This is a genomic window from Microbispora sp. NPDC004025 (assembly GCF_053604425.1).
Window position 1 is genome coordinate 108214 of the sequence record NZ_JBSGHN010000009.1, and the last position, 22950, is coordinate 131163.

Here is a 22950-nt window from a genome sequence, read left to right on the forward strand (position 1 = left end):
GTGATCGGTGGGTCAGCCGCCCGGGCCCCGGAGAGGGATGCGGGCGGCGAGCGCGAAGCCGCCCTCGGGGGTCGGCCCGGAGAAGAACCGTCCCTGGGCGAGGCAGACGCGCTCCCGGATTCCGGCCAGGCCGTATCCCCCGCCGAGGGAGGGCGCGGCCCTGACCTTCTTCCCGCCTGGCCGGGCGTGCTCCGGCGTGTCGACCACGGAGACCGCCACCTGGTCGCCGGTGACCTCGCAGCTGACCCGCACGCGGGAGTCCGGCGCGTGTTTGCGCACGTTGCTCAGTCCCTCCTGCACCAGGCGGTAGCACGCGTGCGAGACCGGTCTCGGCAGCGTCCCCGGGGGAGCGTCGAGGTGCAGGTCGACCTGGAGCCCGCTCGCCCGCGCCTCGCCGACCAGCCGGGTGATCGCCTCGATGCCCTCGGCGAGGTCTCCGTTCTCGCGGCGGAGCACGGTGAGCAACTGCCGCAGCTCGTCGAGCGCCTGCACGCCCTTGTCCTCGATGACCGCGGTCAGCTCGCCGATCTCGCCGGGATCGGTGGCCTCGCGGGCCATGCCGGCGTTGAGCACCATGGTGGTGACCGCGTGGGTGACGGTGTCGTGCATCTCCCTGGCGATCTTGCGGCGCTCCTCGGAGGCGGCGATCTCCTCGCGTTCGCGTACGCCGAGACGCAGCTCCCGGATGAGCCTCCGATAGTCGTACACCCATGTGCCGACCACCGCGGGCAGGTAGATGAGAGTCAGCGCGCGCACGGCGTTGAGGTAGACCGAATGGTCGGTGTGGGGGTTGCGGAAGTCGACGGCGAAGTAGACCACGGTCAGGACCAGCGCGACGTACTGCCACCGGCGCATCCGGTGCTCGGCCGTCATCGAATAGGCGGCGAGGATCATCGGCACGACCTGCCCGGTGACGCAGGCGCACGCGGCCGAGGCGATGACCGCGGGCCAGGGGGTGCGGCGCCGTACCAGCATGGTCGCCGCGGTGACGATCCCAGCGACGATCTCGGCCGCGTCCGGGGCGCCGCCCCAGAGGGAGAAGCTGTAGCCGATGAGCGTGGTGGGGATGGTGAAGGCGAGAACGGCCGCCGCCAGCGCTACGTCGACGAAGCGATCATTTATACCCCATTTACTCCACATTCTGTCAGTTTGCGTCTTTTATCCGGCAGTCGTCACGCCGGGCACCTCGACGGGGTTTCGGCAGCAGGAATGCGCGGTCTTGACGCAATCAAATGAACAATCATTTAATTCTGCTATGGGGCGGATCGCGGGTGTCACCGCCGCCGAGACACGGGAGAGGCTGCTGCGCGCGGCCGCCGACGTGTTCGCCCGGCGCGGGTACGAGGGCACGCGTGTGGCCGACATCGCCGCCGCCGCCGGCGTGAGCAACGGCGCACTCTACGCGCACTTCGGCTCGAAGGCCGAGCTGCTGGTCGCCGCGCTGCGCACCCACGGGCCGCGGCTGCTGGCCGACCTGCTGGCCGCCGACCCGGACCGGCCCGTCGCGGACCTGCTGATCGCCGTCGGGCGCAGGCTGCAGCGCCGCCGGGACGCGGGCGGTCACCTCATCGTCGAGGCCATGGTCGCGGCCCGTCGCGACGAGGACGTCGCCCGGCCGATGCGCGGCTACGTCGGCGACCGGGCCGACCGGCTCGCCGGGCTCGTGCGCGCCGCCCAGGACGGCGGCGAACTGGACCCCGCGCTGTCGCCCGCCGCGATCGCCCATTTCTGTCTCCTGCTCGCACTGGGCAGCGCGCTCGTCCCGCCGGACGAGCACGCGGTCGACGAGGAGGACTGGAGCGCGCTGCTCACCCGTCTGGTGGCCGCGCTCGCCCCCATCCGGCCGGACTCCTCCACGAAGGGGAACACGCGGTGAAAGTGACCATCGATCCGCAGCGGTGCCAGGGACACGGCCGCTGCTACGACCTCGCCCCGGAGTTGTTCGGCGAGGACGACGAGGGCTACGGGCGGGTCCTCGGCGACGGCATCGTGCCGCCGGACGGTGAGCGGGCGGCACGCGTCGCGGCCGCCAACTGCCCCGAACGGGCGGTCGTCCTCGCCGAGGAGGCCTGACATGACCGTCGACGACCGCTTCACCCGCGACTTCCGGCAGGAGCCGCCCGTCGGCACGCGCAACGAGGTCATCGCCGGTCCGGTGTCGGACTGGGCGACCGACTTCTCCCACATGGAGCCCGAGTGGGCCGCCGATCCGTACCCGATCCAGGACGACCTGCGGGCGCGCTGCCCGATCGCGCACACCGGCAGGTTCGGCGGCGGGTGGCTGCCGACCCGGTACGAGGACGTCGCGGCGATCGCGTACGACACCGAGCGCTTCTCCTCGCGGTCGATCATCATGAGCAACTACCGGCCGCCGGCGGAGATCGCGCCCGTGGGGGCCGTGCCGCCGATCTCCTCCGACCCGCCGTTCCACCACGACGCGCGCAAGCTGCTGCTCCCGGCGTTCACCAAGAAGGAGGTGGCGCGGCGGGAGGAGGCGACACGCGCGTTCTGCCACTCGCTGATCGACTCGTTCGAGGGTGCCGAGGTCGTCGACGCCGCCCGTGACTACGCGCAGCACATCCCCATGCGGGTCATCGCCGACATGCTGGGGTTCCCGCCCGAGGACGGCCCGCGGTTCCGCAGGTTCGTGGAGAGCGCTCTGGAGGGCGTCAACCTGCCGCCGGAGGAGCGGCTGGCGCGCATGGACGAGCTGTTCGACTACCTGTACGCCCAGATCCGCGACCACGTCGCCGACCCGCGCGACGACCTCACGAGCTACCTGATCGACGTGGAGCTGTACGGCCGCAAGCTCGAACCCTCGCACGTCGCCGGCACGATCGCCCTGCTGCTCATCGCCGGAATCGACACGACGTGGAGCGCGATCGGCGCCTCGCTGTGGCATCTGGCCAAGACCCCGGCCGACCGGGAGCGCCTGGTGGCCGAGCCCGGGCTGCTGCCGACCGCGATGGAGGAGTTCCTCCGGGCGTACGCGCCGGTCACGATGGCGCGGCTGGTCAAGGAGGACATGAACTGGCGCGGCGCCGACATGAAGGCCGACGACTGGGTCCTGCTGTCGTTCCCCGCCGCCAACCGCGACCCCGCGCAGTTCGACCGGGCCGACGAGGTGATCATCGATCGTGAGATCAACCGGCACGCGGCGTTCGGGCTCGGCATCCACCGCTGCGTGGGCTCCCACCTGGCCCGCATGGAGCTCCGGGTCGCCCTGGAGGTCTGGCTGGAGCGGGTTCCCGTGTTCGGCCTCGCCGACCCCTCGGCGGTGACCTGGGCCCCCGGTCAGGTGCGGGGCCCGCGCACGCTCCCGGTCCGCATCGGCTGACCGGGCCGCCGCGAGGTCAGCGCGCGCTTGGCCGGCGTGGCCGCGCCGCCTCGGCGTAGGCCGCCAGAGTGCGCGCGGCGGTGCGCGCCCAGCTGTAGCGCTCCCGCACGTACGCGGCGCCCCGCAGGGCGAGCCGGTCCGCCTCCCCGGCGTCGCCGAGGAGACGCAGCAGAGCGCCGGCCAGCTCGGCGGGGTCGTCGCGCGCGCAGCGCAGCGCCCCGTCGCCGACGACCTCCGGCGAGTAGCCGGGCCCGACCACCACCGGCCGGGCGAGCGCCATCGCCTCGACGGCGACCAGACCGAACGGCTCGTAGACGGACGGGAAGACGCAGACGTCGGCGGCCAGGAAGTGCGCGAACACCTCGTCGGGCGGGAGGAAACGGTTGCCTGCGACGACGTGCGCGGTCGTCCCCGTCCGCCCGACCAGCCGCGCCACCGCCGCGGCGTCGTCGGTCTGCGGCGCCGCGGCGCCGACGAGCACGAACCGCGTGTCGTCGTGCTCGGCGACGACCCGTGGCACCGCCCGGATCAGCGTGTGCACCCCCTTGTGCGGCGACGGCCGCCCGGCGAACACGACGAGCCGGCCCCGCCCGCCGGGCAGGTGGCGGCGCCGCACCTCCGCCCGGATCCGGTCGCGCTCGTGGCCCGGCAGCCCCGCCAGCCGCAGCAGGCCGGGGTCCTCGTAGCCGTGCGGCACGACGAGCAGCCGCCCGGCAGGCCAGCCGCGGGCCGCGAGGTCGTCGCGCATCCGGGCGCTCGGCACCACGATCAGGCGTGCCGTCCGGGCCTGCGCCGTCTCCAGCAGGTCGAGGAGGACGGCGTACGCCGATCGGCGCCGCTCGCCGGGCGCGTTCAGCTCGCGGGTGTGAACGTGGAACACGACCGGCAGCCGGCCCAGCACCCCGCACAGGAGCCCGGCGAGGCAGCCCATCCAGTCGTGCACGCCGACGACCGCCCCCGTCCGCCCCGCCTCCGCTCGCAGGATCCGGACGGCCGCCCGCACGTTGAACGCGAGGAGCCCGGCGACCCTGGCCAGGCGGCGAACCGGCGCGGGAACGCGGGAGCCGCCCCCGAGGCCGTACCCGGGGGTGGGCAGCCGGTGCAGCGTGACGTCGCCCCGGCGCTCCACCCGGTGCGCCGAGCCCCGGCGGGCGGCCCCGAAGACCACGACCGGGGTGCCGCGGTCACGCAGGGCGTCCATGATCCGCTCGGCGTACCGGCCGAGCCCGCCGACCACGTCGGGCGGAACCTCCGAGCAGACGGCGTACACCCGGAGGCCGGGGGAGGGGTGATCGTCGGTGGGCACGGCGCGAACCTAGTCCCTCACGCCCCGCGCGGCCAACACGCCCCCCACGCGGCGCCCGGCAGGCCCGGGACGGCCGCCTCGGACGCCTGTAGTCTCGGCGCGTGCGGCACGAATCACCGGACGCCGGCGCGGGCCTGCGCCGGCATCTGCCGGCCGGCGGGACCCTGCCCGGCCACCGGCTGCGGTTCGGCTCCGGCGCGGAGGGCATCGAGCGGCTGGAGGCGTCGCTGGTGGGTGAGGGGTTCGCCACCCACCGGCATGACACGTACGCGATCGGGGTGACGCTGCGGGGCGTGCAGACGTTCCGCTACCGCGGCGAGCCGCGGCACTGCCTGCCGGGGGAGTGGCACGTCCTGCATCCCGACGAACCGCACGACGGCGTGGCGGGCACCGACGAGGGGTTCGGCTACCGGATCATCTACCTCGACCCCCGCCTCGTACGGGAGGCGCTGGGCGGTGGACCGCTGCCGTTCGTCGCCGACCCCGTGATCGGGCGGCGGGAGGCCGACCCCGCGCTCGCCGCGTGCCTGCGGGACATCGACGAGCCCCTGGACGACGTCGAGCGGCTGACGCTCACGCTGCGGGTCGTCCGCACGCTCGTGCGCCACTCTTCCACGCGGCCGGGCGGGCGGCCCGCTCTGGCGCTTGAGGCGCTGACCCGCGTGCGCGACCTGATCGCCGACGACCCGGCGGTCAGGCACACGCTCGCCGAGTTCGAGCGGGTATCGGGCCTGGACAGGTGGACGGTCGCGCGCCAGTTCCGCGTCGCGTTCGGCACCAGCCCGACCCGCTTCCGCACGATGCGGCAACTCGACCGGGCCCGCCGGCTGCTGCGCGACGGCGTGCCCCTGGCCGAGGCGGCCCAGCTCGCCGGCTTCGCCGATCAGGCGCACATGTCGCGCATGTTCAAGCGGGCCTACGGCCTCACGCCGGCCCGATGGACGGCCGCGCTCAGGTGACCCGCGGGTCGCGTCCGCCCAGCTCGGCGAGGTCGTCGTCGCTCAGGCGGAGACCGGCCGCGCCGGCGTTCTCGGTCAGGTGGCCGAGGGACCCGGTTCCGGGGATGGGCAGTGTCACCGGTGACGTGGCCAGCAGCCAGGCCAGGGCGACCTGCGCGGTGGTCGCCCGATGACGGGTGGCGACGCCCGTGAGACGAGCGTGGTCGATCCGCTGCCCGCCTCCGCCGAGCGGAAAGTACGGGACGTAGGCGATGCCCTCCCGCTCGCACGTCGCCAGGACGCCGGAATCGCTCGCGCTATGGATGTGGAAGTGGTTCTGCACCGCGGCGACCGGAGCGATGGATCGTGCCTCGGCGAGCTGGGCGGTGTCGACATTGCTGACGCCGATGTGCCGGATCAGCCCTTCGCGGCGGAGCTCCGCGAGCGCGGCGAAGCGTTCGCCGATCGACTCGCCGCCGGCCGGGCCCATACCGCCCACTCTCAGGTAGACCAGATCGAGGCGGTCCCGGCCGAGGCGGCGCAGGTCGTCCTCCACCAGAGCGCGCAGCCGTTCGGGGCCGGCCTGGCCCGCGGGTGCCAGGCCGCCCGCGAAGAGCGGACCCACCTTGGTGGCGATCACCAGGTCGTCCGGGTAGGGCGACAGCGCCTCCCGGATCAGTTCATGCGCGTGGAGGTCGCCGAACCCGTAGAAGCCCGCGGTGTCGATGTGGTTCACGCCGAGTTCCACGGCGCGGCGCAGCACCGCGACGCCTGCCTCGGGGGTGGGCGCGGAGCCGCCGAGGGCGAGCCTCATCGCGCCGAAGCCGAGGCGGTCGACCCGGAGGTCGCCGCCCAGGAGGAAGTCGCCGCCGGCGGCGGCCGCAGTGGTGCCCATGTGTCGCTCCTTGTCGTGAGACGCGCGGCCGAGGACCACGTGATGCCGTCACCGCCGATGGCAGGCCGGCCTGCTCCGCGCGGCGCTCGCCCCCGCCCTCGACGCGGCCGAACGCCGGGCGGTCTCCGCCCGGCACGACCAGAGCCTGTACGCCGATTGACGCACCGTTCACCGCGTTGCGCTCCTTCCCGCCCGCGACTCTCGATCGGCGGAGTCAGTGACCGCCGTGCGCGCCGGTGAAGGTGGCGCCGATCTCCGCCAACCGCTCGGCCGCGTAGCCGGGGTCGATCAACGCCTCGGGGGTGTGGAGACCGGGCTGCACGGGGGCGCCGCGCAGGCCGAGCAGCCGCTCGACGCCGAGGGCGACGCCGAGCGCCGTCAGAGGGGTCTGCCCCTCCGGGTGGAGGAGGTAGCGGCTCGTCCTGAGGGGTGCGCCAACGCGATCCACGCCTTCAAGGTCGATCCTGACCTCCGCGGACGCGGGCCCGCCGCGCCGCCTGCCTGCCGATTCACCGATCGCGAACGCGACGCGGACGTTGGCCGCGCCTGTCGCGACGGCCAGGCTCGGCACGTCGAGGATGGGGACGATCTGGCCGGGCAGCACGGCGCCGTCGACGCTGGTGACCTCCACCTGCGCGTCGGGGCCGCTGACCCAGTCGAAGACGCCGTCGCGGCGGACGGGCCCCGCCGAAGTGGCGGCCAGCAGGCGTGCCACGTCCGCCACGGCCGCGGGCCCGCCGCCGTCCTGTTCGTCCAGCACGCCGCTGACCTCGATGGTGTCGAGCCGGTCGAACTCCCCGGCGAGGTTGAGCACCGCGAGGACGACGATTCCCGCGTACCAGTGGCTGGCCAGCAGGATCGGCGCCGCACCGGCTCGCAGGCCGGCGGCGACGACCTCGGGTCCGATGTCGACCAGGCCGTTGGAGATGCCGACGTACGGCAGGCCGCGGTCTTGTGCGTAACGCAGTCCGTTCAGGTGGCTGTCCCACACCGCTGCCACGACCGCCGAGTAGCCGTCGGTCCGCTGGAGGCCGAGGCCGTCCCGCCGCACGTCGATGGTCACGGCGGTCGCGCCGCCGAGCTCGTCGGCGACCCGCCTGGCGCGGCCGAGATCGCGGGCCGCGATCGTCAACGGCAGCTCCGGGTACCACCGGCGCAGGAGGGCAGCGGTCTCCGCGCCCACCTGGCCGGACCCGCCCATGATCAGTACGGAGCGCTCCACAGTGATGTCCTCTCGCTAACCTACATTCTGTAAGTTACATTTTGTAGCTTATGCTGGGAGGTGAAGCAAGGGAGAACGATGACCACGGGATCGACTCGCCTGTCCAGGCCGGCCAGACGGGAGCAACTGCTCGACACCGCCATGGCGATCGTGCGCGCTCACGGCACCGACAGCCTCACGCTGCTCAGCCTGGCGGAGGCCGCCGGAGTGAGCAGGCCGATCGTCTACGACCACTTCGGCACCCGCCCCGGCCTGCTGATCGCGCTCTACCGGCGGCTCGACGAGCGGCACCAGGCCGCCCTGGAGGAGGCCCTGCGCGACGCCCCGGCCGTCCCCCGCGAGATCGCTCGCGTCCTGAGCGCCGCCTACTTCGCCTGCGCCACCGACATGCCGGAGTGGACCGCCATCTCGGCCGCGCTGAAGGGCAACCAGGAGATGGAGGCGGTCGAGCGCGAGTTGCTCGACGGCTACACGGACCTGATGGCCACCGCCCTGCGGCCGTACTCCGGGCTCACCCAGGAAGCCCTCCGGCTGCGCTGCGTCGGCGCGCTGGGCGCAGCTGAGGCGATCGCCGCGGAGCTGAACCGGGGGCGGGTCATCGTCGCCGAGGCCGTCGCGGCGCTGACCGACCTGATCCTCGGCGGCATCGACGCCGGAGCCCGGGACTGACACACCGGGTCTCCGCAAGGAACGCAACGCGGTGGAACGGTGCGTCAACCGGGTCGAGGAGTGGCGTGGTCTTCCGGTTCGACAAGACCCCCGACATCTCCGGGGAGCGGTCTTGTGGCTCCGCAGCCTCCGACCGGTCTGAAGTACCTAGAGCCCGCCGGCGACGTTCAGCACGGCCCCGGTGACGTAGGACGCTCGATCGGACAACAGCCACGCGACCGCCTCGGCGATCTCCTCCGGCCTGCCGGGGCGTCCCATCGGGATCCGCGCCGCGACCCGCTGCGCCCGTCCCGGCTCACCCGCCCGGGCGTGGATCGTGGTGTCGATCGTCCCCGGGGAGACGGCGTTCACCCGGATGCCCGCGGGGGCGAGCTCCCGGGCCAGGCCCACGGTCAGCGTCTCGACCGCGGCCTTGGTCGCGGCGTAGGCGACGTACTCGTGCGGGGAACCGGTGCGCGCCGCGACGGAGGAGACGTTGACGATCACCGGGCCGCTCTCCGACGTGGGCGTCCGGCCGGTCCAGCGCCGCGCCGCCTCCCGGCACAGCCGCACCGGCGCCATGAGGTTCACCTCGACGACCCGCCGCAGGTCGGCGTCGGTCAGCTCGGCGAACGGCCCGAGTCTGCCGGTCACCCCCGCGTTGTTGACCAGCCCCGCGACGTCGCCGGCGGACTCGGCCAGCTCGAACAGCCGCTCCGGCGCGTCCTCCTCGGTCACGTCGAGCCGTACGCCGCGGACGAGGGCGCCGCGACGGCCGAGGTCGTCCTCCAGCGCCTTGGCGTCGGCGTCGGAGTTCGAGTGCGTGAAGACGACGCCGAACCCGTCCGCGCACAGCCGCTCGACCGTGGACCGGCCGATGCCGCGCGTCCCTCCGGTGACGACGACGATCGGTCGAGAGGTCATGCGCTTGTCCTTTCTCCGTGTGTCCTGGCCTCGATGTGAGTCCTGGCCTCGATCGCGTGGACGACGGCGGCCATGTCCAGGCCGGCGTGGCCCAGCGCGACGGTCTCGCCGAACAGGGCGTGGCAGACGTCCAGCAGCGGCGAGGCGATGCCGGCCTCCCGCGCGGCCTCGGCGATGAGCCGGTTGTTCTTCAGCACGTCGGCGATGGCGGCCTGGGCGGCGAAGTCGCGCCCCGCCAGCTTGACCGCCTTCACCCGCGAGACGTCGCTGGCCATCTGTCCCGAGTTGAGCACGTCCACGAGCAGCCCGAGGTCGAGCCCGTGGCGCTCGCCGAAGTGCAGCGACTCCGCCAGGCCGGTGACCGTCGTGATCAGGAAGATGTTGACCGCGAGCTTGGTCAGCAGCGCCCTGGGCGCCGGCCCGCACACCACCGTCTTGGCGCACATCGGCGTCAGCAGCGGGCGGACCTCCTCGACGGCTCCGGGACGGCCGGCCAGCATCGCCACCAGCCGCCCCTGCTCGGCGGGCACCCGGGAGCCGGAGATCGGCGCCTCGGTGTAGCGGCCGCCGGCCGCGAGCACGTCGGCCTCCAGCCCGGCCGAGTAGCCGGGGGAGGTGGTGCCCATGTGGACCACGACCCGGTCCGCGACGTTGCGGGCGAAGCCGGCTGTGCCGCGCTCCAGCACCGCGTCGACCGCGGCCTCGTCGGCCAGCATGAGGAGCACCACCCGCGCCCGCCGGAACACCTCGGACGCGCTTCCCGCCACCTCCGCGCCCGCGGCGCGCAGTGGCTCGCTCCTGGCGGGCGTGCGGTTCCACACCACGAGAGGGGTTCCCGCGCGGGCCAGGTTGAGGGCCATGGGCTGCCCCATGATCCCGAGACCGACGAAACCCACGTCCATCCGCTCGCCTCCCCGCACACGTCCCCGTGCCGCCCTGGCGGCACTCGCCGGGGACCGTTGTAGCCGATGGCGCGGCGACGGTCTTGAACGATTGTGCCCGTCCCGGCGCCCGGCCTGGAATCGCCGTCCGGCGGGGGAGCATTTCGACCATCCGTAATGTGCCGTTGGTCGGGCGGCTGTCCGAGCCCGTTACAGATATGCGGCATGACCTCCCTTGAGAGAAGAACACTCCTTCGAGCGGGCATCGCGCTCGGTGGCGGCCTCGCCGTGTCGCCTGTGCTGGGGGCCGTGCCGGCGCGCGCCACCGCGTCCGCGCCCGCGTACGTCGTCTCCGGCCGGCCCGAGCTGAGCCACGGCGTGCAGAGCGGCGACGCGACGGTGGACTCGGCGGTCGTCTGGGGCCGCGCGGATCGGCCGGGGCGGCTCGTCGTCGAGTACGGCACCCGACCGGACCTGCGGAACGCGGAGACCGTCCGGGGGCCCTGGCTCACTCCGGACACCGATCTGACCGGACGGGTGCGCCTGCGTGGACTGCCCGCCGGACGGCGGATCCACTACCGCGTGCGAGTCGAGAACGAGCGCGGCGCGGCCGGCGAGGCCGTGAGCGGGTCGCTGGTCACCGCGCCGAGGGAGAACCAGCGCGCCGATGTGCGGTTCGTCTGGTCCGGAGACATCGTCGGGCAGGGCTGGGGGATCAACCCGGACATCGGCGGCATGACCATCTTCGAGGAGATGCGCCGCCTTGGCCCGGACTTCTTTCTGTGCAGCGGCGACACCGTCTACTCCGACGGGCCGCTCACCGCGACCGTGGCGCTGCCGGACGGCCGGGTCTGGCGCAACGTCACGACCGCGGAGAAGTCCAAGGTCGCCGAGACGCTCGCCGAGTATCGCGGGCAGTTCGCGTACAACCTGCTGGACGCCAACTATCGTGCGTTCGCCGCCGAGGTGGCGCAGATCAACCAGTGGGACGACCACGAGGTCCGCAACAACTGGTACCCCGGCCAGATCCTCGACGACGCCCGTTACACCGAGAAGAACGTCGACGTGCTCGCCGCCCGTGCCCGGCAGGCGTTCCACGAGTGGGTGCCGATCGGCGACGACCGGGTCTACCGCACGCTGTCCTACGGCCGCCACCTGGACGTCTTCGTCCTGGACATGCGGACCTACAAGGACCCCAACGACGACAACCGCTACGCCGACCCGCGCCGCGGCCTGCTCGGCGACCGGCAGCGGCGCTGGCTGATCGACGGCCTGAGCAGGAGCCGCGCGACCTGGAAGGTCATCGCGGCCGACCTGCCGCTCGGCCTCGTGGTCCCCGACGGGGCCACGGCGCAGGAGGGAGTGGCCCAGGGCGACGCGGGCGCGCCGCTCGGGCGTGAACTGGAGTTCGCCGAGGTGCTCCGTACGGCCCAGCGGCGCGCCGTGCGCGGGATCGTGTTCGTCACCGCCGACGTCCATTACACCGCCGCGCACCACTACGACCCCGCCCGCGCGGCGTTCAAGGACTTCGACCCGTTCTGGGAATTCGTCTCCGGTCCCCTCAACGCCGGCGCGTTCGGGCCCAACGTGCTCGACGGCACGTTCGGGCCCCGCGCCGAGTTCGTGCACGCGCCGCCGCAGCCGAACGCATCCCCGATGGAGGGCTTCCAGCACTTCGGCGAGATCGAGATCGACGGCCCGAGCGGCGACCTGACGGTACGCCTGCGCGACGCCCGATCCGCGGTGCTGTGGAGCACGACGCTACGCCCCGAGCACGGACCGAAGCAGAGCCTCGGCGCCGGCTCGCCGCGCCGCTGACCGTCGCGCACGCCCCGGAAATCGTGCGCGAGGGCCGCTCCGCGGCATCGGCCGGAGCGGCCCTCGCACCCTCAGGAAAGCAGTTGATTGATCTTGTCGCGGGCCACCGTGGCGAGGACGCCGGCCTTGTGCGGCTGTCCGCGCAGGAACGCCTCGGTGAAGTGCTTGGCCTGCTCGTACGTGACCTTGCCCGGCATGGGCGGCTCGTTGGGATTGACGTCGCAGTCCACCAGCGCCGGGCCGTCGTGCGCCAGCGCCTCGCGTATCGCGCCCGGCAGGTCCGCCGGGTCCTTGATCTTCGCGCCGTACGCCCCGCAGGCGCGGGCCCAGGCGGAGAAGTCGGCCTCCGGCTGCCGGTGCCGCACGGCGTACTCGGGATAGCCGAGGATGATCTGCTCCCACAGGATCTGCCCGTAGCTGTTGTTGTTGTTCACCACGACCTTGATGGGCAGCTCGTGCCGTACGGCGGTGAGGAAGTCGGCCATGAGCATGGCGAAGCCCCCGTCGCCCACGAAGGCGATCACCTGCCGGCCGGGGAAGGCGTGCTGCATCCCGACGGCGTACGGCAGGCCCGGGGCCATCGTCGCGAGATTGCCCGACAGGTAGAACTCCCGTCCGCCGCGGATCGTCCAGTGCCGCGCGGCCCACGTCGCGATGGTCCCGGAGTCGCAGGCCAGGATGGCGTCGTCGGCGGCGGCGTCGTCGAGGCAGCCCATGAGGTACTGCGGCGCGATGGGGTCGCGTGAAGAGTCCTCCAGCGCCTCCATGTCCGTCCGCCAGGCGTCCATCTTGCGCTGGTACTTCTCCAGGAACGTCCGGTCCTTCGCCGGTTCGAGCAGGGGCAGCAGCGCCTGGAGGGCGAGCCTGGCGTCGGCGGTGACCGGCGCCTGGGTCGGGCGGCGGATGCCGAGCAGGGTGGGGTCGGCGTCGATTTGCACCACCCGGGCCTGCCCGTCGGGCGGCAGGTACTTCCCGTAGGGAAAGGACGTGCCGACCATGAGCAGCGTGTCGCACTCCTCCATGAGCTCCTCGCTCGGCGCGGTGCCGAGCAGCCCGAGCCCGCCCGTGGTGAGCGGGTGGTCGTCGGGCACCACGAACTTGCCGGGCAGGCTCTTGACGATCGGGCTCGCCAGCCTGTCCGCGACCGCCAGCACCTCCTCGCGGGCGTGCCGGGCCCCGACGCCGACGAGCATGGCGATCCGCTCGCCCTGCCGCAGCACCTCGGCCGCCCTGGTCAGGTCCTCCTCCACCGGCCGCAGGGGCAGGCTGGAGCAGGTCGGCAGGCTCGCGGGCGGATTGCCCGGCCCGACGTGACGGTACGGGTCCTCGCTCGCGGGCGCCACCTGGATGTCGTTGGGGAAGGTCAGGTGCGACACCGTCCGCCTGGTCAGCGCGGTGCGCACCGCGAGGTCCACCACGCCGGGCATCTGCTGCGGATTGGTGACCATCAGGTTGTAGGCGGCCAGGTCCTGGTAGAGGCGGTCGAGGTGGACCTCCTGCTGGTAGTGGGTGCCCAGCACCGAGGTCTCCTGCATGCCGGTGAGGGCCAGCACGGGCACGTGGTCGAGCTTGGCGTCGTACAACCCGTTGAGCAGGTGGATCGCGCCCGGCCCGGAGGTCGCGGCGCACACGCCGAGACGGCCGGTCGCCTTCGCGTAGCCGGTCGCCATGAACGCGGCCGCCTCCTCGTGGTGCACCAGGATGAACCGCAGCCTGTCACGGTGCCGGCGGAAGCCCTCCATCAGGCCGTTGATCCCGTCTCCCGGGAGCCCGAAGATCGTGTCGACCCCCCACTCCACCAGTCGCCGGGCCAGGCTCTCACCTACGATCTCGGTCATGTCCGCCTCCGGATGGCAAATGAGCCGTACGGGAACCGCGGCGCCCGCGGCCTTCAGCGTGTCGCGGCCCGATGGCCGTGCCGCCATCCGAGGGCGTAGGCGGCGGCGAGGCCGGCGGCGACGGCGAGCGGCTTCGGAGACGACACGGCCGACTTCACCTGCTTCAGGGCGCCCTTCGGGTCGGCCACCGCGCCCGCGACGCTGCCGACCGCCGACGCCACGGTGTCCCCCGCGTTCCTCAGCGCGTTGCCCTGCACGTTCATGATCGACTCCGGCATCGGACGGCTCGCCCGGGGTGCCCTTCCCGACCCCCGTACGCGTAAACGAAAGGGCAGGTCATGGCCGCTTTGTCCGCGGCAGACCCCCGCGCTTCGCGGCGGGTTCAGCCCGGGTGGCGGTGCAGCAGGAGCATGGCGGCGTCGTCGGGGACCGGGCCGCCGACGTGACGCAGCAGGTCGGCGCGCAGTCCGTCGAGGGCCGCCTGGGGATCGGTGCCGCGCAGCAGATGCGCCCGCTCCCTCAGCGGGTAGAAGCGGCCCTCCCGGCTCCGGGCCTCGACCACGCCGTCGGTGTAGAACAAGATCTGGTCGCCGTCCCCGAAGGGCACCCGGTGGGGCTTCGGGCGCGGCGAGCCGAGCATGCCGAGCCCGAGCGGGAGGGCCTCCTCCTGCGGCTCCGCGAAGTGGACACCGCCGTCGTGCCGCAGCACGAGAGGGGCGGGGTGGCCGCAGTTGAGCAGCGAGATCTCCCCGTCGTGGACCTGCGCGACGATGGCGGTGACGAACTTCTCGCCGCTCAGATGCCGGGCCAGGCTGGTCTCGACGCGCTCGACCACGCCCGCGAGCTCAGACTGGTCGTAGGCCGCCTCGCGGAAGGCGCCGAGCACCCACGCCGCGGTCTCCACCGCCTCCAGGCCCTTGCCCTGCACGTCGCCGATCAGGATGCGTACGCCGTCGGGGGTGGTGACGACCTCGTAGAGGTCCCCGCCGATCTGGGCCTCGGCCGCCGCGGAGGTGTAGGAGAGCGCCACCCGGAGGTCGCCGGCGCGGCGGGGGACGGGGCGCAGCAGCACGCGCTGGGCCGCCTCGGCGACCAGGCGGACGTCGGCCAGTTCGCGCTCCCGCCGGTTCCTGAGCCTGCTGGCGAGCATGCTCGCGGCGGTGACGCCGATGATGGCCGCGATGGTGAGGTTGTTCTGCGGCCTGCCGAGGAGACCGTCGTAGACGGCGAGGGGGAGGCAGATGCCCAGGGCCAGCACTCCCACCAGGGCGGTACGCCGCACGCCGCCCGCGACCGAGGCGAATGCCGGCCCGAGGGTGAGGAGCGGCAGGAAGCCCACACCGGGCCCTGTGATCAGGTCGACGACGACGACCAGGAGAATCGCGATGAACGGCAACGCGCGCAGGATGCTCTGGGAACTCATCGCGACTCCATTGCCGGCCCCCACGTCAGCACATGATTCCTTTCCTGATGGCTTTACTCCTTCCCGTCTTGCGAGCGGGACACTCCCCGTCGTCCGCGACGGATGGCACGATTTGGGGCCGGTCGGTCAAGTCGCGGCGGCCCCATCTGATCACTATGAGTAGTGACGTTACTCGATTTCGTGACGTGATGACCGGTGAAGCCGGATATTCGGCCTTCCCGCCACCCCGTCACGGCAGTTCGGCGAAGCGTTCGACCTGGTCCGTGCGTCCGGACACGATGATGACGTCGCCGTAGCCGAGTTCGGTCTCCGCGGTGGCGTAGGTGAACTCCTCGCCCGGCCGCTTGACCGCCACCACCGTCACGCCGTACTTGCGGCGCAGGCTCGACTCGCCGAGGGGGACCCCGACGTACTCCTTGGGCGGGAGGGTCTTGACCAGGGCGAAGTTCTCGTCGACCTCCATGTAGTCGAGCATGCGGCCGCTCACCAGGTGGGCCACACGCTCGCCCATGTCGTACTCGGGGAAGACCACGTGCTGGACGCCGATCCGGCTGAGGATGCGGCCGTGCTGCTGACTGACGGCCTTGGCCCAGATGTCGTCGATCTCCATCTCCACCAGCAGTGACGAGGTGAGGATGCTCGCCTCCAGGTCGCTGCCGATGGCGCACACCGCCCGGTAGAAGTCCGGCAGGCCGAGCTGACGCAGCGCCTCGGGATCGGTGGCGTCGGCGGTGGCGATGTGGGTGATCTGGCCCGCGAGGCTCTGCACCACCTTCGGACGATGGTCGATGGCCAGCACCTCGGTGCCGCGCCGCACCAGCTCCAGGGCGAGCGCGGTGCCGAAGCGGCCGAGACCGATCACCGCGACGGGGTCGTTTCTCATGTCAGCCAACGATGACGTCCTCCTCAGGTAATTCATAGCGGCGGCCGCGCTCCTTGAGCGCCAGTGCGGAGCCCAGCGTGAGCGGGCCGATCCGGCCGACGAACATCAGCAGGGTGAGCAGCACCTGCGCGGCGGAAGAGGCTTCGGGGGCGACGCTGACGGACAGTCCGGTCGTGCTGAAGGCGGAGACGACCTCGAACAGCACCCGGTCCAGGGAGTGCGGGGTCAGCACCAGCAGGACGTAGGTGAAGAGCGCGACCAGGCTCACGCTCAGCACGGTGAGCGAGACCGCCTGCCGCTGCGCGGCCTCGGTGAGGCGGCGGTGGCCGATGTTGACCCGGCTCTCGCCGCGCAGCTCCGCCCACACGATGAACGCGAGCAGGCCCAGGGTGGTGACCTTGATGCCGCCGGCGGTGCCCGCGCTGCCGCCGCCGACGAACATCAGCAGCTCGGTGACCAGCCAGCTGGAGGGGTGCATCTGCGTGATGTCGATGGTGTTGAACCCGGCGCTGCGCGGCATGACGGCGGTGAAGAAGGAGGCGAGCAGCTTGCCGTTGCCGTCCATGGGACCGAGCGTGTGGGGGTTGGTCCATTCCGTGACCAGGAAGATCAGCGTGCCGCCGGCCAGCAGGACGGTGGTGACCGCGAGCGTGATGCGGGTGAGCAGCGACCAGCGTTTGGGGCGGCGCCAGGACCGGCGCAGCTCGAACACCACCGGGTAGCCGAGCCCGCCGACGATCACCGCCGTCGCGACGGTCAGGCAGATCCACGGATCGGCGGCGAACCTGACCAGGCTGTCGGGCCACAGCGCGAAACCGGCGTTGTTGAACGACGAGACCGCGTGGAACACGCCCAGGTACAGGCCGCGGCCGACGGGCTCGCCGTACCCGAGCACGAACCTGAGTGTGAGGACGGTCCCCACGACGGCCTCGCAGAGCAGGTTGAACACGACGACCTTGCCCACCACCCGCCGCAGGTCGGCGGCGTTGAGCACCTTGGCCTCGGCCTGCGCCGACAGCCGGGCGCGCAGGCCCAGCCTGCGGGAGACGAGCAGGGTGAAGACGGTCGCGAGGGTCATGATGCCGAGACCGCCCACCTGGATCAGGACGGCGATGACCACCTCGCCGAACGCCGACCAGTGCGTGGCCGTGTCGACGACCGTCAGCCCGTTGACGCACACCGCCGAGGTCGCGGTGAACAGGGCGGTGATCAAGCCCGCGGGTTCGCCCGAGGCCGTGGCCATCGGGCTGGACAGCAGGGTGGTGCCCAGGATGATCGTCACCCCGAACACCGTCGTGATGACCTGCGCCGGATGGTGGAAGCGCCCCAGTATGGCCCAGAACAGTCTCATGGCCGTCGCTCCGCGCCTCCGCGGCCCTCCGCGCGGCCCCGGACGCGTTCATCGCCGGCACGGTGCCGGACTGCTGTCCTGAGAATCACCGGAGACCTCCGTACGGGCGATGCGACGACGTCGCCGACCCGACTTCCCGGCACACCGCGGCCTACCGTAACAGCACATCAAGGGTCAGGCACATCGGGGTTCGCGGCCCCTACTATGTCCGGCGCGCGCGCATATCATGTCTCCCGATATATAGTGGCAACGTGACAGCAGCACGGACGATGACGGAGCCCGCCTTTCTCGTTCTCACCGCACTGGTCGACGAGCCGCGCCACGGCTACGGCATCGCGCAGGAGGTCGAGCGGCTCTCCGGGGGCCGCGTCCAGCTCAAGATCGGCACTCTGTACGGCGTGCTGGACCGGCTCGCGGCCGACGGATTCGTGGAGGCGGACCGCGAGGAGGTGCGGCAGGGACGGCTGCGCCGCTACTACCGCCTCACCGACGAGGGGGCGCGGGCGCTGGAGGAGGAGGCCGTCCGGCTGGCCGACAACGCGCGCCGCGCCGTCGAACGGCTGCGGCTCAGGCAGGCGGGAGGTCTGGCATGAGCGAGCGAGCGGACGGGCACGGTGGGTTGCGACCAGACGCCCCCGAGCCGTCAGGCGAAGGGGGTGGCATGAGCGAGCGAAGCGAGCGAATCAGTAAGCACGGTGCGATTCGCTCATGCGACCCCGAGCCGTCAGGCGAAGGGGGTGGCATGAGCGTGAGCGTTCTGGAGGATCGCTATCGGCGGTGGCTGCGGCTGCTGCCCGCGTCCTACCGGGCCGAGCGCGAGGAGGAGATGGTCTGGGCCTTCCTCGAAGGCGCCCAGTCCGGGCGGGCGGCACACGACGACCAGCGCCCGCGCTTCCCGGAGATCGCCAGCGTGGTCGCGCTCGCGCTGCGGGTGCGGCTGGGCGGCCCGGGGGCACCGCCCCGGTCCTGCCTGTGGGGTGAGGCGGTCCGCCGGGCCGCCCTCTTCGGCCTCGTCTACTGGACGATGATCGGCTGCGTCTATGCCGGGCAGGCCGTGCTCACGTACGGCTTCCCCCCGGAGTCGCTTCCCGGCGCGGTCATGGGGATCGGCGATCCCGGGTCGCCCGAGCGTATGCGGCTGGTGCTGGCCGAATTGGCGCCGCTGCTGTGGGCGGTCGCCCTCGGCGCGCTGGTGCGCGGCCGCCCCCGCACGGCCAAGGCGGCGGCCACGGCGGCCCTGGTCGTGCCGTACGCGCTGGCGCCGCCGCTGTTCCTCAACGCGGAGAGCGCGGTGCGCTGGGCCTGCTCGGTCCTCCCGGCCGTGGTCACGGTGCTGGCCCTGGTGATCGGGTTCCACCGTGACGCGCCGCCGCCCCGTCTGCCCGCGCGGCGGGCCCTGCTCCTGCTCGCGGTCCCGGTCGCCGCCGGCCTCCTGCTCGCCCTGGCCGTCGGCGTTCTCGCGGCGGCGACGAGGGCCGGGACGGTCCCGTCGCCGATCCTCGTGCAGGCCTGGATGTGGGTCGACACCCCCGGCCTCGCCTCCCTGGCGCTGCTCGCGCTGACGGTGTGGTGCGCGGCCATGGGCAGGGCGCTGACATGGCCCGGACCGGCCGCGCTGGCGGGCACGATCCTGGCCGTGCCCGCCGTGCTCGCCCGGGCGGGCACGTTGTCTCCCGGCGGGGCCGACCCCGCCCTCGGCATGACCGGCCTCGCCGGTGGCGTGCAGCTGGCCGTGCTCCTGGCGAGCGGGATCACCCTCGCCGTCGTCGGCGTACGCGCGCTGCGGGCGACGGACGACGCTACGGCGCTGTCCGGGCGACCGCCGGGCGGGTGACCGCGGTGACACCCGGCCGTCCGGCGCTCCGGCGGCGCGCCTCCGGAGCTCCGGACGGGGGAGCGGCTCCGGCGCGGGCGACGACGGACGACGCGTAGGGCGCGGACGCCTGCCCGGGTCCGCGCCTCATCCGTCGCCGGTCGCCGCGTGGTCGGCCTCCTTGTGCGCCCGAGCCGTATGGTCGAGCAGCTCGCGGAGCACGCTCTCGTCGACGTCGCCGAGCCGCTTCAGGTAGAGACAGCCCTTGCCCGCCCGGTACGGACCGAGCCGGGCGAGCACCGTGGCGCAGCTCTCCTCGAACCCGCCTGTCAGGTAGACGACGAGATGCCGCTTGCGCGGGGAGAAGCCCACCAGGGGCGCCTCGCCCGTGTGCCCGCTCTCGTAGCGGTAGCGGTAACGGCCGAAGCCGACGATGCTCGGCCCCCACATCACGGGCGGCTCGCCGGTCACCTCGCGGAGTATCCCGCAGAGGCGTTCCGCGTCGGCCCGCCGGCCTTCGTCGGGGACCGCGGCGAGGAAAGCGTTGACGCTCACGCGGGTCGGGGCCGTCACCGGCTGTCTCGATCTCGTCATGACCTCATGACTACACAGCGGGTGCGACAGAAATCGACGCCGACCCGCTGTGGACGTCCGGGCCCACCCGCGGCCGGGCAGGCACGGCACTGTCTAACGGCGCGACCAGTCGATCTGCCGGGGCTCGGAGCGCCACGGGGACGCCGTGGGATGAGTGGGTCGCGCGGGCCGCCCGTGCCTGGCGGGCTGGACGGGTGGGGTGGCGGCCGACGTGGCGACGCCCGACTCGTAGCCGCGGGCCGACGCGGTCACCCGTACGGACAGCCGGGCGTCGCGGTCGCGGCCCTTGACGTGGTAGGTCCGCCCGGTCGCGCCCCTGATCTCGGCGCCGTCGCGCAGCCACTGGTAGCGGATCCGCTTCGGCGACGGCGTCCAGGCTCCGGGCGACGCGGTCAGCGTGCGGCCGACCTTCGCCACGCCGCGCACGACCGGGGGAGTGGTGCTGACCACCGCGACGGGCCGCGCGTCGTGCAGGTCCACCTCGGCCGCGCGGACGAACACCTGCCGGTGGGCGTACCAGAGCTGGTAGTAGCGGTCCTGTCCCCTGAGGTCGGTGCGGTCGCCCGGCGCCGATCCGTCGAACGTCGTCGCCCGGTAGTAGTCGGTGACCACGTCGTCGTCGCTCACGGCGTACGCCTGCCCGGCCGGGACGGTGTACTCCAGCGGCGAGATGGCCTGCACGGGGATGCCGGTGCCGTCGTACGCCGGCGCTTCGGGGTAGGCCCGGCCGTACACGGCGGCGGGGGCGGCCGCCCCCGCCTTCACGGTGACCGTCTTGGCCGAGGCCGGGATCACGACGGGCCGGTCGGCGGGGTTGCGCAGCCAGGCCAGCGCGCCCGCCCACCACACGCCCAGCCAGTCGCCCTGCACCTGGGCGACGACGAGCTTGTGGCCGGAGACGACGCGGGCGCTGATGTCGCTGACGTACGTCGTGCCCGCCTCGCCGGTGGGCTTCCAGCCGGGGTCGGCGGCGAGCGGCGCGGTCTCGGACGGCGACTGGCGGAGCGGGACGAAGTTGGTGCCGGCCCCGGCGACGCACTCCGGCGAGGGCGGCGACGCGGCGGCGCAGCCGGTCAGCGGCTGCGGGTTGTCGTGGTAGCCGGTCCGCACCTCCACCACGTCGCCCGGCGCGACCCGGGTCGTGGCCGCCCGGCCGCCGCCGATCGGCGCGCCGAGCAGCTCGAAGTAGTGGTCCCAGTCCCAGTACGGCCCCGGGTCCCAGTGCATGCTCTTGGTGGCGCCGAGGATCGTCCCCGGCACCTGGTCGTGGCCGATGACGTGCGCCCGGTCGAGCGGGATGCCGTACTTCGCGGCCAGGTGCTTCACCAGCGCGGCCGAGGTCTGGTACATCGACTCGGTGTACCACCCCGCCCCGCCCGCGAAGCCCTCGTGCTCGATGCCGATGGCGTGCATGTTCACATACCAGTTGCCGGCGTGCCAGCCCACGTCCTTGGCGTCGAGGTGCTGGGCGACGTGGCCGTCGGCGGAGCGGATGGTGTAGTTCCAGGCGAGGTACGTCGGGTCCTGGACGAGCCGCACCGAGGGGTCGTAGTAGCCCTCGGTGTCGTGGATGACGATGTAGTCGAGCTTCGGCCCGCCCGCCCCGGTCCGGTCGGCGACGTCGTGGTTGCCGTAGCGCGTCGTGTTGTCCGGGTCGGCCGGGACGTGCTTGGCGTACGGCGCGGGGATCAGCTCGCAGTCGAGGCCGGGCGGGCAGTCGGTGCCCGGCGCGGCCGCCTTGGCCTGCGGCGGGACGGCGACCGACTCGTCGGCGGCGAGCGTGACCGTCTGGCCGTCGGCGGTGACCCGGCTCTCGCCGGCGCGCAGGGTCTGGTAGACCTGCCGGACGAACTCGTGCTTGGCGCCGAACCGCGCGACCGCGTCCCGCCAGGAGCCCAGGTCGTCGCCGCCGTCGTGGTAGGAGGCCAGCAGGGCCGCGCCGCCGCAGATGTTGGCGTTCGGCTGCGCGCGCAGCGCGTCGGCGGGCAGCCCGGTCAGCTCGGCCGCCGCCGCGATCTGGCTCCGCGTCCCGGCCGCCCGGCCCTTGCCGGCCCCGTCTCCCGTCACCGGCGTGTCGTCGCTCAGGTCGAACACGCCGTAGCCGCCGTCGGAGCTCGGCCTGCCCTGGTGGTCGTCCCAGCGGGACAGCATGTACGCCACGGCCTTCAGCAGCGGCTCGGGCGCGCCCGTCGCCCGTGCCGCCTCGCCGAAGGCCGCCTCCCGTGTCGGCGCCGACAGCGTCGCGGCGCAGGACACGCGAGGCGCGGCGCCGTCCGCGGCCTGCGCCGCCGGTACGGCCGGCAGCAGCAGCATCGCCGCGGCGGCGCACGCGGCGGCGCCCGTGACGGCGCCCGTGACGGCGCCCGTGACGGCGGTGGTGCGCAGTGCGAGTCTCACCTTGTGCGACCCCTTCTCCGATGCCTGTGGGGGACCAGACCGGGGCAATCACACCGCCGGGCGGAGCCGGGCGCCAGTGAATCGGGCGAATCTCATCGAGATCGTTAACTGGAACCCGACAGAACCGGTCAAGCGGACATCGGCCTCCGCATACCACCCGAGCTTCAGCCGGCTTGAGGGGGGTCCTTGGCGAAACCGAGGTAGGGCTCGAGCCCGGGGAAGTCCCGGGTGGCCGTGCCGAAATCCTGGAAGAGGGTCCACTCGTTCTTGCCGCCGAAGATCGAGGTCGTCGTGATGGTGCCCGTGTGGGAACCCATCGCCCGCACCATGCTGGAGCCGCCGGTCAACTCGAAGACGGGCCCACCGCTGTCGCCGCCGGCCGTGCTGCCGAGCGGCCGCTCGGCGGAGATCAGGTCGTCGTGGCACTCGTTGTTCCCGTAGACGTCCTCGCCGCAGACCTCGGTGACGGCCTTCCCGGCCCCGGCCAATCGCGGCCCGGACCCGCCCGGGCACCTTGTCCTTCCACCAGACGACCACCCGGCCGCCGCCGCCAGGACGGCGCCCGTGACCTTCGACATCAACGACATGCTGTTCGTCCCCTCGGACGCCGGAGCCGTCGGTCTCCACCGACTTCCACCGGCCGAAGGTAGGCAGGCGCACTTGTGATCGACTTGTCACTGAA

Annotated in this window: 22 protein-coding genes; 8 read left to right on the top strand and 14 right to left on the bottom strand. The window is 72.9% G+C overall.

Features of this window, described 5'->3' with window-relative positions:
- Positions 1–12: 12 nt before the first annotated feature.
- Complete coding sequence (locus ACWEQG_RS22680) at positions 13–1140, bottom strand: sensor histidine kinase (protein WP_452287448.1); 1128 nt, start codon at positions 1138–1140, stop codon at positions 13–15.
- A 115-nt stretch (positions 1141–1255) separates the two neighbouring features.
- Here ACWEQG_RS22680 and ACWEQG_RS22685 point away from each other — a divergent pair, with 115 nt between their 5' ends.
- The 3 genes from ACWEQG_RS22685 to ACWEQG_RS22695 are packed head-to-tail and all read left to right on the top strand — an operon-like array spanning position 1256 to position 3337.
- Entirely contained in the window at positions 1256–1876 is a 621-nt protein-coding gene (locus ACWEQG_RS22685) for a helix-turn-helix domain-containing protein (protein WP_363474235.1), read from the top strand.
- Positions 1873–2073: a ferredoxin gene (locus ACWEQG_RS22690; RefSeq protein ID WP_363474237.1), complete on the top strand. Its 201-nt coding sequence runs from the start codon at positions 1873–1875 to the stop codon at positions 2071–2073. The genes ACWEQG_RS22685 and ACWEQG_RS22690 overlap by 4 nt, the downstream gene beginning before the upstream one ends.
- 1 nt (position 2074) lies before the next feature.
- Positions 2075–3337, top strand: coding sequence for a cytochrome P450 (locus ACWEQG_RS22695; RefSeq protein ID WP_452287450.1), 1263 nt, complete (start codon positions 2075–2077; stop codon positions 3335–3337).
- A 16-nt stretch (positions 3338–3353) separates the two neighbouring features.
- Here ACWEQG_RS22695 and ACWEQG_RS22700 read toward each other — a convergent pair whose 3' ends face one another.
- On the bottom strand, positions 3354–4643 hold the full coding sequence (locus ACWEQG_RS22700) for a glycosyltransferase family 4 protein (RefSeq protein WP_452287452.1): 1290 nt from the start codon (positions 4641–4643) through the stop codon (positions 3354–3356).
- Positions 4644–4744: 101 nt separating this feature from the next.
- Here ACWEQG_RS22700 and ACWEQG_RS22705 point away from each other — a divergent pair, with 101 nt between their 5' ends.
- The gene (locus tag ACWEQG_RS22705) at positions 4745–5602 is read left to right on the top strand and encodes an AraC family transcriptional regulator (RefSeq protein ID WP_452287454.1); all 858 of its coding nucleotides are present in this window, start codon (positions 4745–4747) and stop codon (positions 5600–5602) included.
- Here the strand turns inward: ACWEQG_RS22705 and ACWEQG_RS22710 are convergent.
- Together ACWEQG_RS22710 and ACWEQG_RS22715 are read right to left on the bottom strand one after the other, a co-directional pair.
- Positions 5595–6476: an aldo/keto reductase gene (locus ACWEQG_RS22710; RefSeq protein ID WP_452287456.1), complete on the bottom strand. Its 882-nt coding sequence runs from the start codon at positions 6474–6476 to the stop codon at positions 5595–5597. The two genes, ACWEQG_RS22705 and ACWEQG_RS22710, sit on opposite strands and share 8 nt — an antisense overlap.
- Positions 6477–6690: 214 nt before the next feature.
- Complete coding sequence (locus ACWEQG_RS22715; RefSeq protein ID WP_452287458.1) at positions 6691–7698, bottom strand: hypothetical protein; 1008 nt, start codon at positions 7696–7698, stop codon at positions 6691–6693.
- 78 nt (positions 7699–7776) lie between these two features.
- Here ACWEQG_RS22715 and ACWEQG_RS22720 point away from each other — a divergent pair, with 78 nt between their 5' ends.
- Entirely contained in the window at positions 7777–8367 is a 591-nt protein-coding gene (locus ACWEQG_RS22720; protein ID WP_452287460.1) for a TetR/AcrR family transcriptional regulator, read from the top strand.
- A gap of 147 nt (positions 8368–8514) precedes the next feature.
- On the opposite strand, the gene ACWEQG_RS22725 is transcribed toward ACWEQG_RS22720, so the two are convergent.
- Together ACWEQG_RS22725 and ACWEQG_RS22730 are read right to left on the bottom strand one after the other, a co-directional pair.
- Entirely contained in the window at positions 8515–9270 is a 756-nt protein-coding gene (locus ACWEQG_RS22725) for an SDR family NAD(P)-dependent oxidoreductase (RefSeq protein WP_452287462.1), read from the bottom strand.
- Positions 9267–10172 (bottom strand): NAD(P)-dependent oxidoreductase, encoded by a 906-nt coding sequence (locus ACWEQG_RS22730; RefSeq protein ID WP_452287464.1) that lies wholly within the window; start codon positions 10170–10172, stop codon positions 9267–9269. The genes ACWEQG_RS22725 and ACWEQG_RS22730 overlap by 4 nt, the downstream gene beginning before the upstream one ends.
- A 204-nt stretch (positions 10173–10376) precedes the next feature.
- Here ACWEQG_RS22730 and ACWEQG_RS22735 point away from each other — a divergent pair, with 204 nt between their 5' ends.
- Positions 10377–11969 (top strand): alkaline phosphatase D family protein, encoded by a 1593-nt coding sequence (locus ACWEQG_RS22735; RefSeq protein WP_452287466.1) that lies wholly within the window; start codon positions 10377–10379, stop codon positions 11967–11969.
- 71 nt (positions 11970–12040) lie between these two features.
- On the opposite strand, the gene ACWEQG_RS22740 is transcribed toward ACWEQG_RS22735, so the two are convergent.
- From ACWEQG_RS22740 to ACWEQG_RS22760, 5 genes are all read right to left on the bottom strand, one after another.
- Positions 12041–13807, bottom strand: a complete 1767-nt coding sequence (locus tag ACWEQG_RS22740; RefSeq protein WP_452287468.1) for a thiamine pyrophosphate-dependent enzyme — start codon at positions 13805–13807, stop codon at positions 12041–12043.
- Between the two features lie 53 nt (positions 13808–13860).
- On the bottom strand, positions 13861–14085 hold the full coding sequence (locus ACWEQG_RS22745; RefSeq protein WP_452287470.1) for a hypothetical protein: 225 nt from the start codon (positions 14083–14085) through the stop codon (positions 13861–13863).
- Between the two features lie 104 nt (positions 14086–14189).
- Positions 14190–15230 carry a PP2C family protein-serine/threonine phosphatase gene (locus ACWEQG_RS22750; protein ID WP_452287472.1) on the bottom strand — a complete coding sequence of 347 codons (1041 nt, stop codon included), beginning with the start codon at positions 15228–15230 and terminating at the stop codon, positions 14190–14192.
- A gap of 229 nt (positions 15231–15459) precedes the next feature.
- The gene (locus ACWEQG_RS22755; RefSeq protein WP_363469223.1) at positions 15460–16113 is read right to left on the bottom strand and encodes a potassium channel family protein; all 654 of its coding nucleotides are present in this window, start codon (positions 16111–16113) and stop codon (positions 15460–15462) included.
- A 1-nt stretch (position 16114) separates the two neighbouring features.
- Positions 16115–17464 (bottom strand): TrkH family potassium uptake protein, encoded by a 1350-nt coding sequence (locus tag ACWEQG_RS22760; protein WP_452287474.1) that lies wholly within the window; start codon positions 17462–17464, stop codon positions 16115–16117.
- A 251-nt stretch (positions 17465–17715) separates the two neighbouring features.
- On the opposite strand from ACWEQG_RS22760, the gene ACWEQG_RS22765 reads away from it, so the two are divergent.
- Together ACWEQG_RS22765 and ACWEQG_RS22770 are read left to right on the top strand one after the other, a co-directional pair.
- Positions 17716–18057, top strand: a complete 342-nt coding sequence (locus ACWEQG_RS22765) for a PadR family transcriptional regulator (protein ID WP_310742108.1) — start codon at positions 17716–17718, stop codon at positions 18055–18057.
- 149 nt (positions 18058–18206) lie between these two features.
- Entirely contained in the window at positions 18207–19298 is a 1092-nt protein-coding gene (locus ACWEQG_RS22770; RefSeq protein ID WP_452287476.1) for a hypothetical protein, read from the top strand.
- A 126-nt stretch (positions 19299–19424) separates the two neighbouring features.
- Here the strand turns inward: ACWEQG_RS22770 and ACWEQG_RS22775 are convergent, their stop codons facing one another.
- From ACWEQG_RS22775 to ACWEQG_RS22785, 3 genes are all read right to left on the bottom strand, one after another.
- On the bottom strand, positions 19425–19871 hold the full coding sequence (locus tag ACWEQG_RS22775) for a DUF1801 domain-containing protein (RefSeq protein ID WP_452287478.1): 447 nt from the start codon (positions 19869–19871) through the stop codon (positions 19425–19427).
- Between the two features lie 93 nt (positions 19872–19964).
- Complete coding sequence (locus ACWEQG_RS22780; protein WP_452287480.1) at positions 19965–22268, bottom strand: N-acetylmuramoyl-L-alanine amidase; 2304 nt, start codon at positions 22266–22268, stop codon at positions 19965–19967.
- A 164-nt stretch (positions 22269–22432) separates the two neighbouring features.
- Entirely contained in the window at positions 22433–22846 is a 414-nt protein-coding gene (locus ACWEQG_RS22785; RefSeq protein ID WP_452287482.1) for a hypothetical protein, read from the bottom strand.
- Positions 22847–22950: the final 104 nt, after the last annotated feature.

Excerpts from the sequence above, each read along its gene's own strand:
- ACWEQG_RS22680 (WP_452287448.1), bottom strand. The coding sequence starts at position 1,140 with ATGTGGAGTAAATGGGGTATAAATGATCGCTTCGTCGACGTAGCGCTG.
- ACWEQG_RS22685 (WP_363474235.1), top strand. The coding sequence starts at position 1,256 with ATGGGGCGGATCGCGGGTGTCACCGCCGCCGAGACACGGGAGAGGCTG.
- ACWEQG_RS22695 (WP_452287450.1), top strand. The coding sequence starts at position 2,075 with ATGACCGTCGACGACCGCTTCACCCGCGACTTCCGGCAGGAGCCGCCC.
- ACWEQG_RS22710 (WP_452287456.1), bottom strand. The coding sequence starts at position 6,476 with ATGGGCACCACTGCGGCCGCCGCCGGCGGCGACTTCCTCCTGGGCGGC.
- ACWEQG_RS22720 (WP_452287460.1), top strand. The coding sequence starts at position 7,777 with ATGACCACGGGATCGACTCGCCTGTCCAGGCCGGCCAGACGGGAGCAA.
- ACWEQG_RS22725 (WP_452287462.1), bottom strand. The coding sequence starts at position 9,270 with ATGACCTCTCGACCGATCGTCGTCGTCACCGGAGGGACGCGCGGCATC.
- ACWEQG_RS22730 (WP_452287464.1), bottom strand. The coding sequence starts at position 10,172 with ATGGACGTGGGTTTCGTCGGTCTCGGGATCATGGGGCAGCCCATGGCC.
- ACWEQG_RS22735 (WP_452287466.1), top strand. The coding sequence starts at position 10,377 with ATGACCTCCCTTGAGAGAAGAACACTCCTTCGAGCGGGCATCGCGCTC.
- ACWEQG_RS22740 (WP_452287468.1), bottom strand. The coding sequence starts at position 13,807 with ATGACCGAGATCGTAGGTGAGAGCCTGGCCCGGCGACTGGTGGAGTGG.
- ACWEQG_RS22745 (WP_452287470.1), bottom strand. The coding sequence starts at position 14,085 with ATGCCGGAGTCGATCATGAACGTGCAGGGCAACGCGCTGAGGAACGCG.
- ACWEQG_RS22750 (WP_452287472.1), bottom strand. The coding sequence starts at position 15,230 with ATGAGTTCCCAGAGCATCCTGCGCGCGTTGCCGTTCATCGCGATTCTC.
- ACWEQG_RS22755 (WP_363469223.1), bottom strand. The coding sequence starts at position 16,113 with ATGAGAAACGACCCCGTCGCGGTGATCGGTCTCGGCCGCTTCGGCACC.
- ACWEQG_RS22760 (WP_452287474.1), bottom strand. The coding sequence starts at position 17,464 with ATGAGACTGTTCTGGGCCATACTGGGGCGCTTCCACCATCCGGCGCAG.
- ACWEQG_RS22770 (WP_452287476.1), top strand. The coding sequence starts at position 18,207 with ATGAGCGTGAGCGTTCTGGAGGATCGCTATCGGCGGTGGCTGCGGCTG.
- ACWEQG_RS22775 (WP_452287478.1), bottom strand. The coding sequence starts at position 19,871 with ATGACGAGATCGAGACAGCCGGTGACGGCCCCGACCCGCGTGAGCGTC.
- ACWEQG_RS22785 (WP_452287482.1), bottom strand. The coding sequence starts at position 22,846 with ATGTCGAAGGTCACGGGCGCCGTCCTGGCGGCGGCGGCCGGGTGGTCG.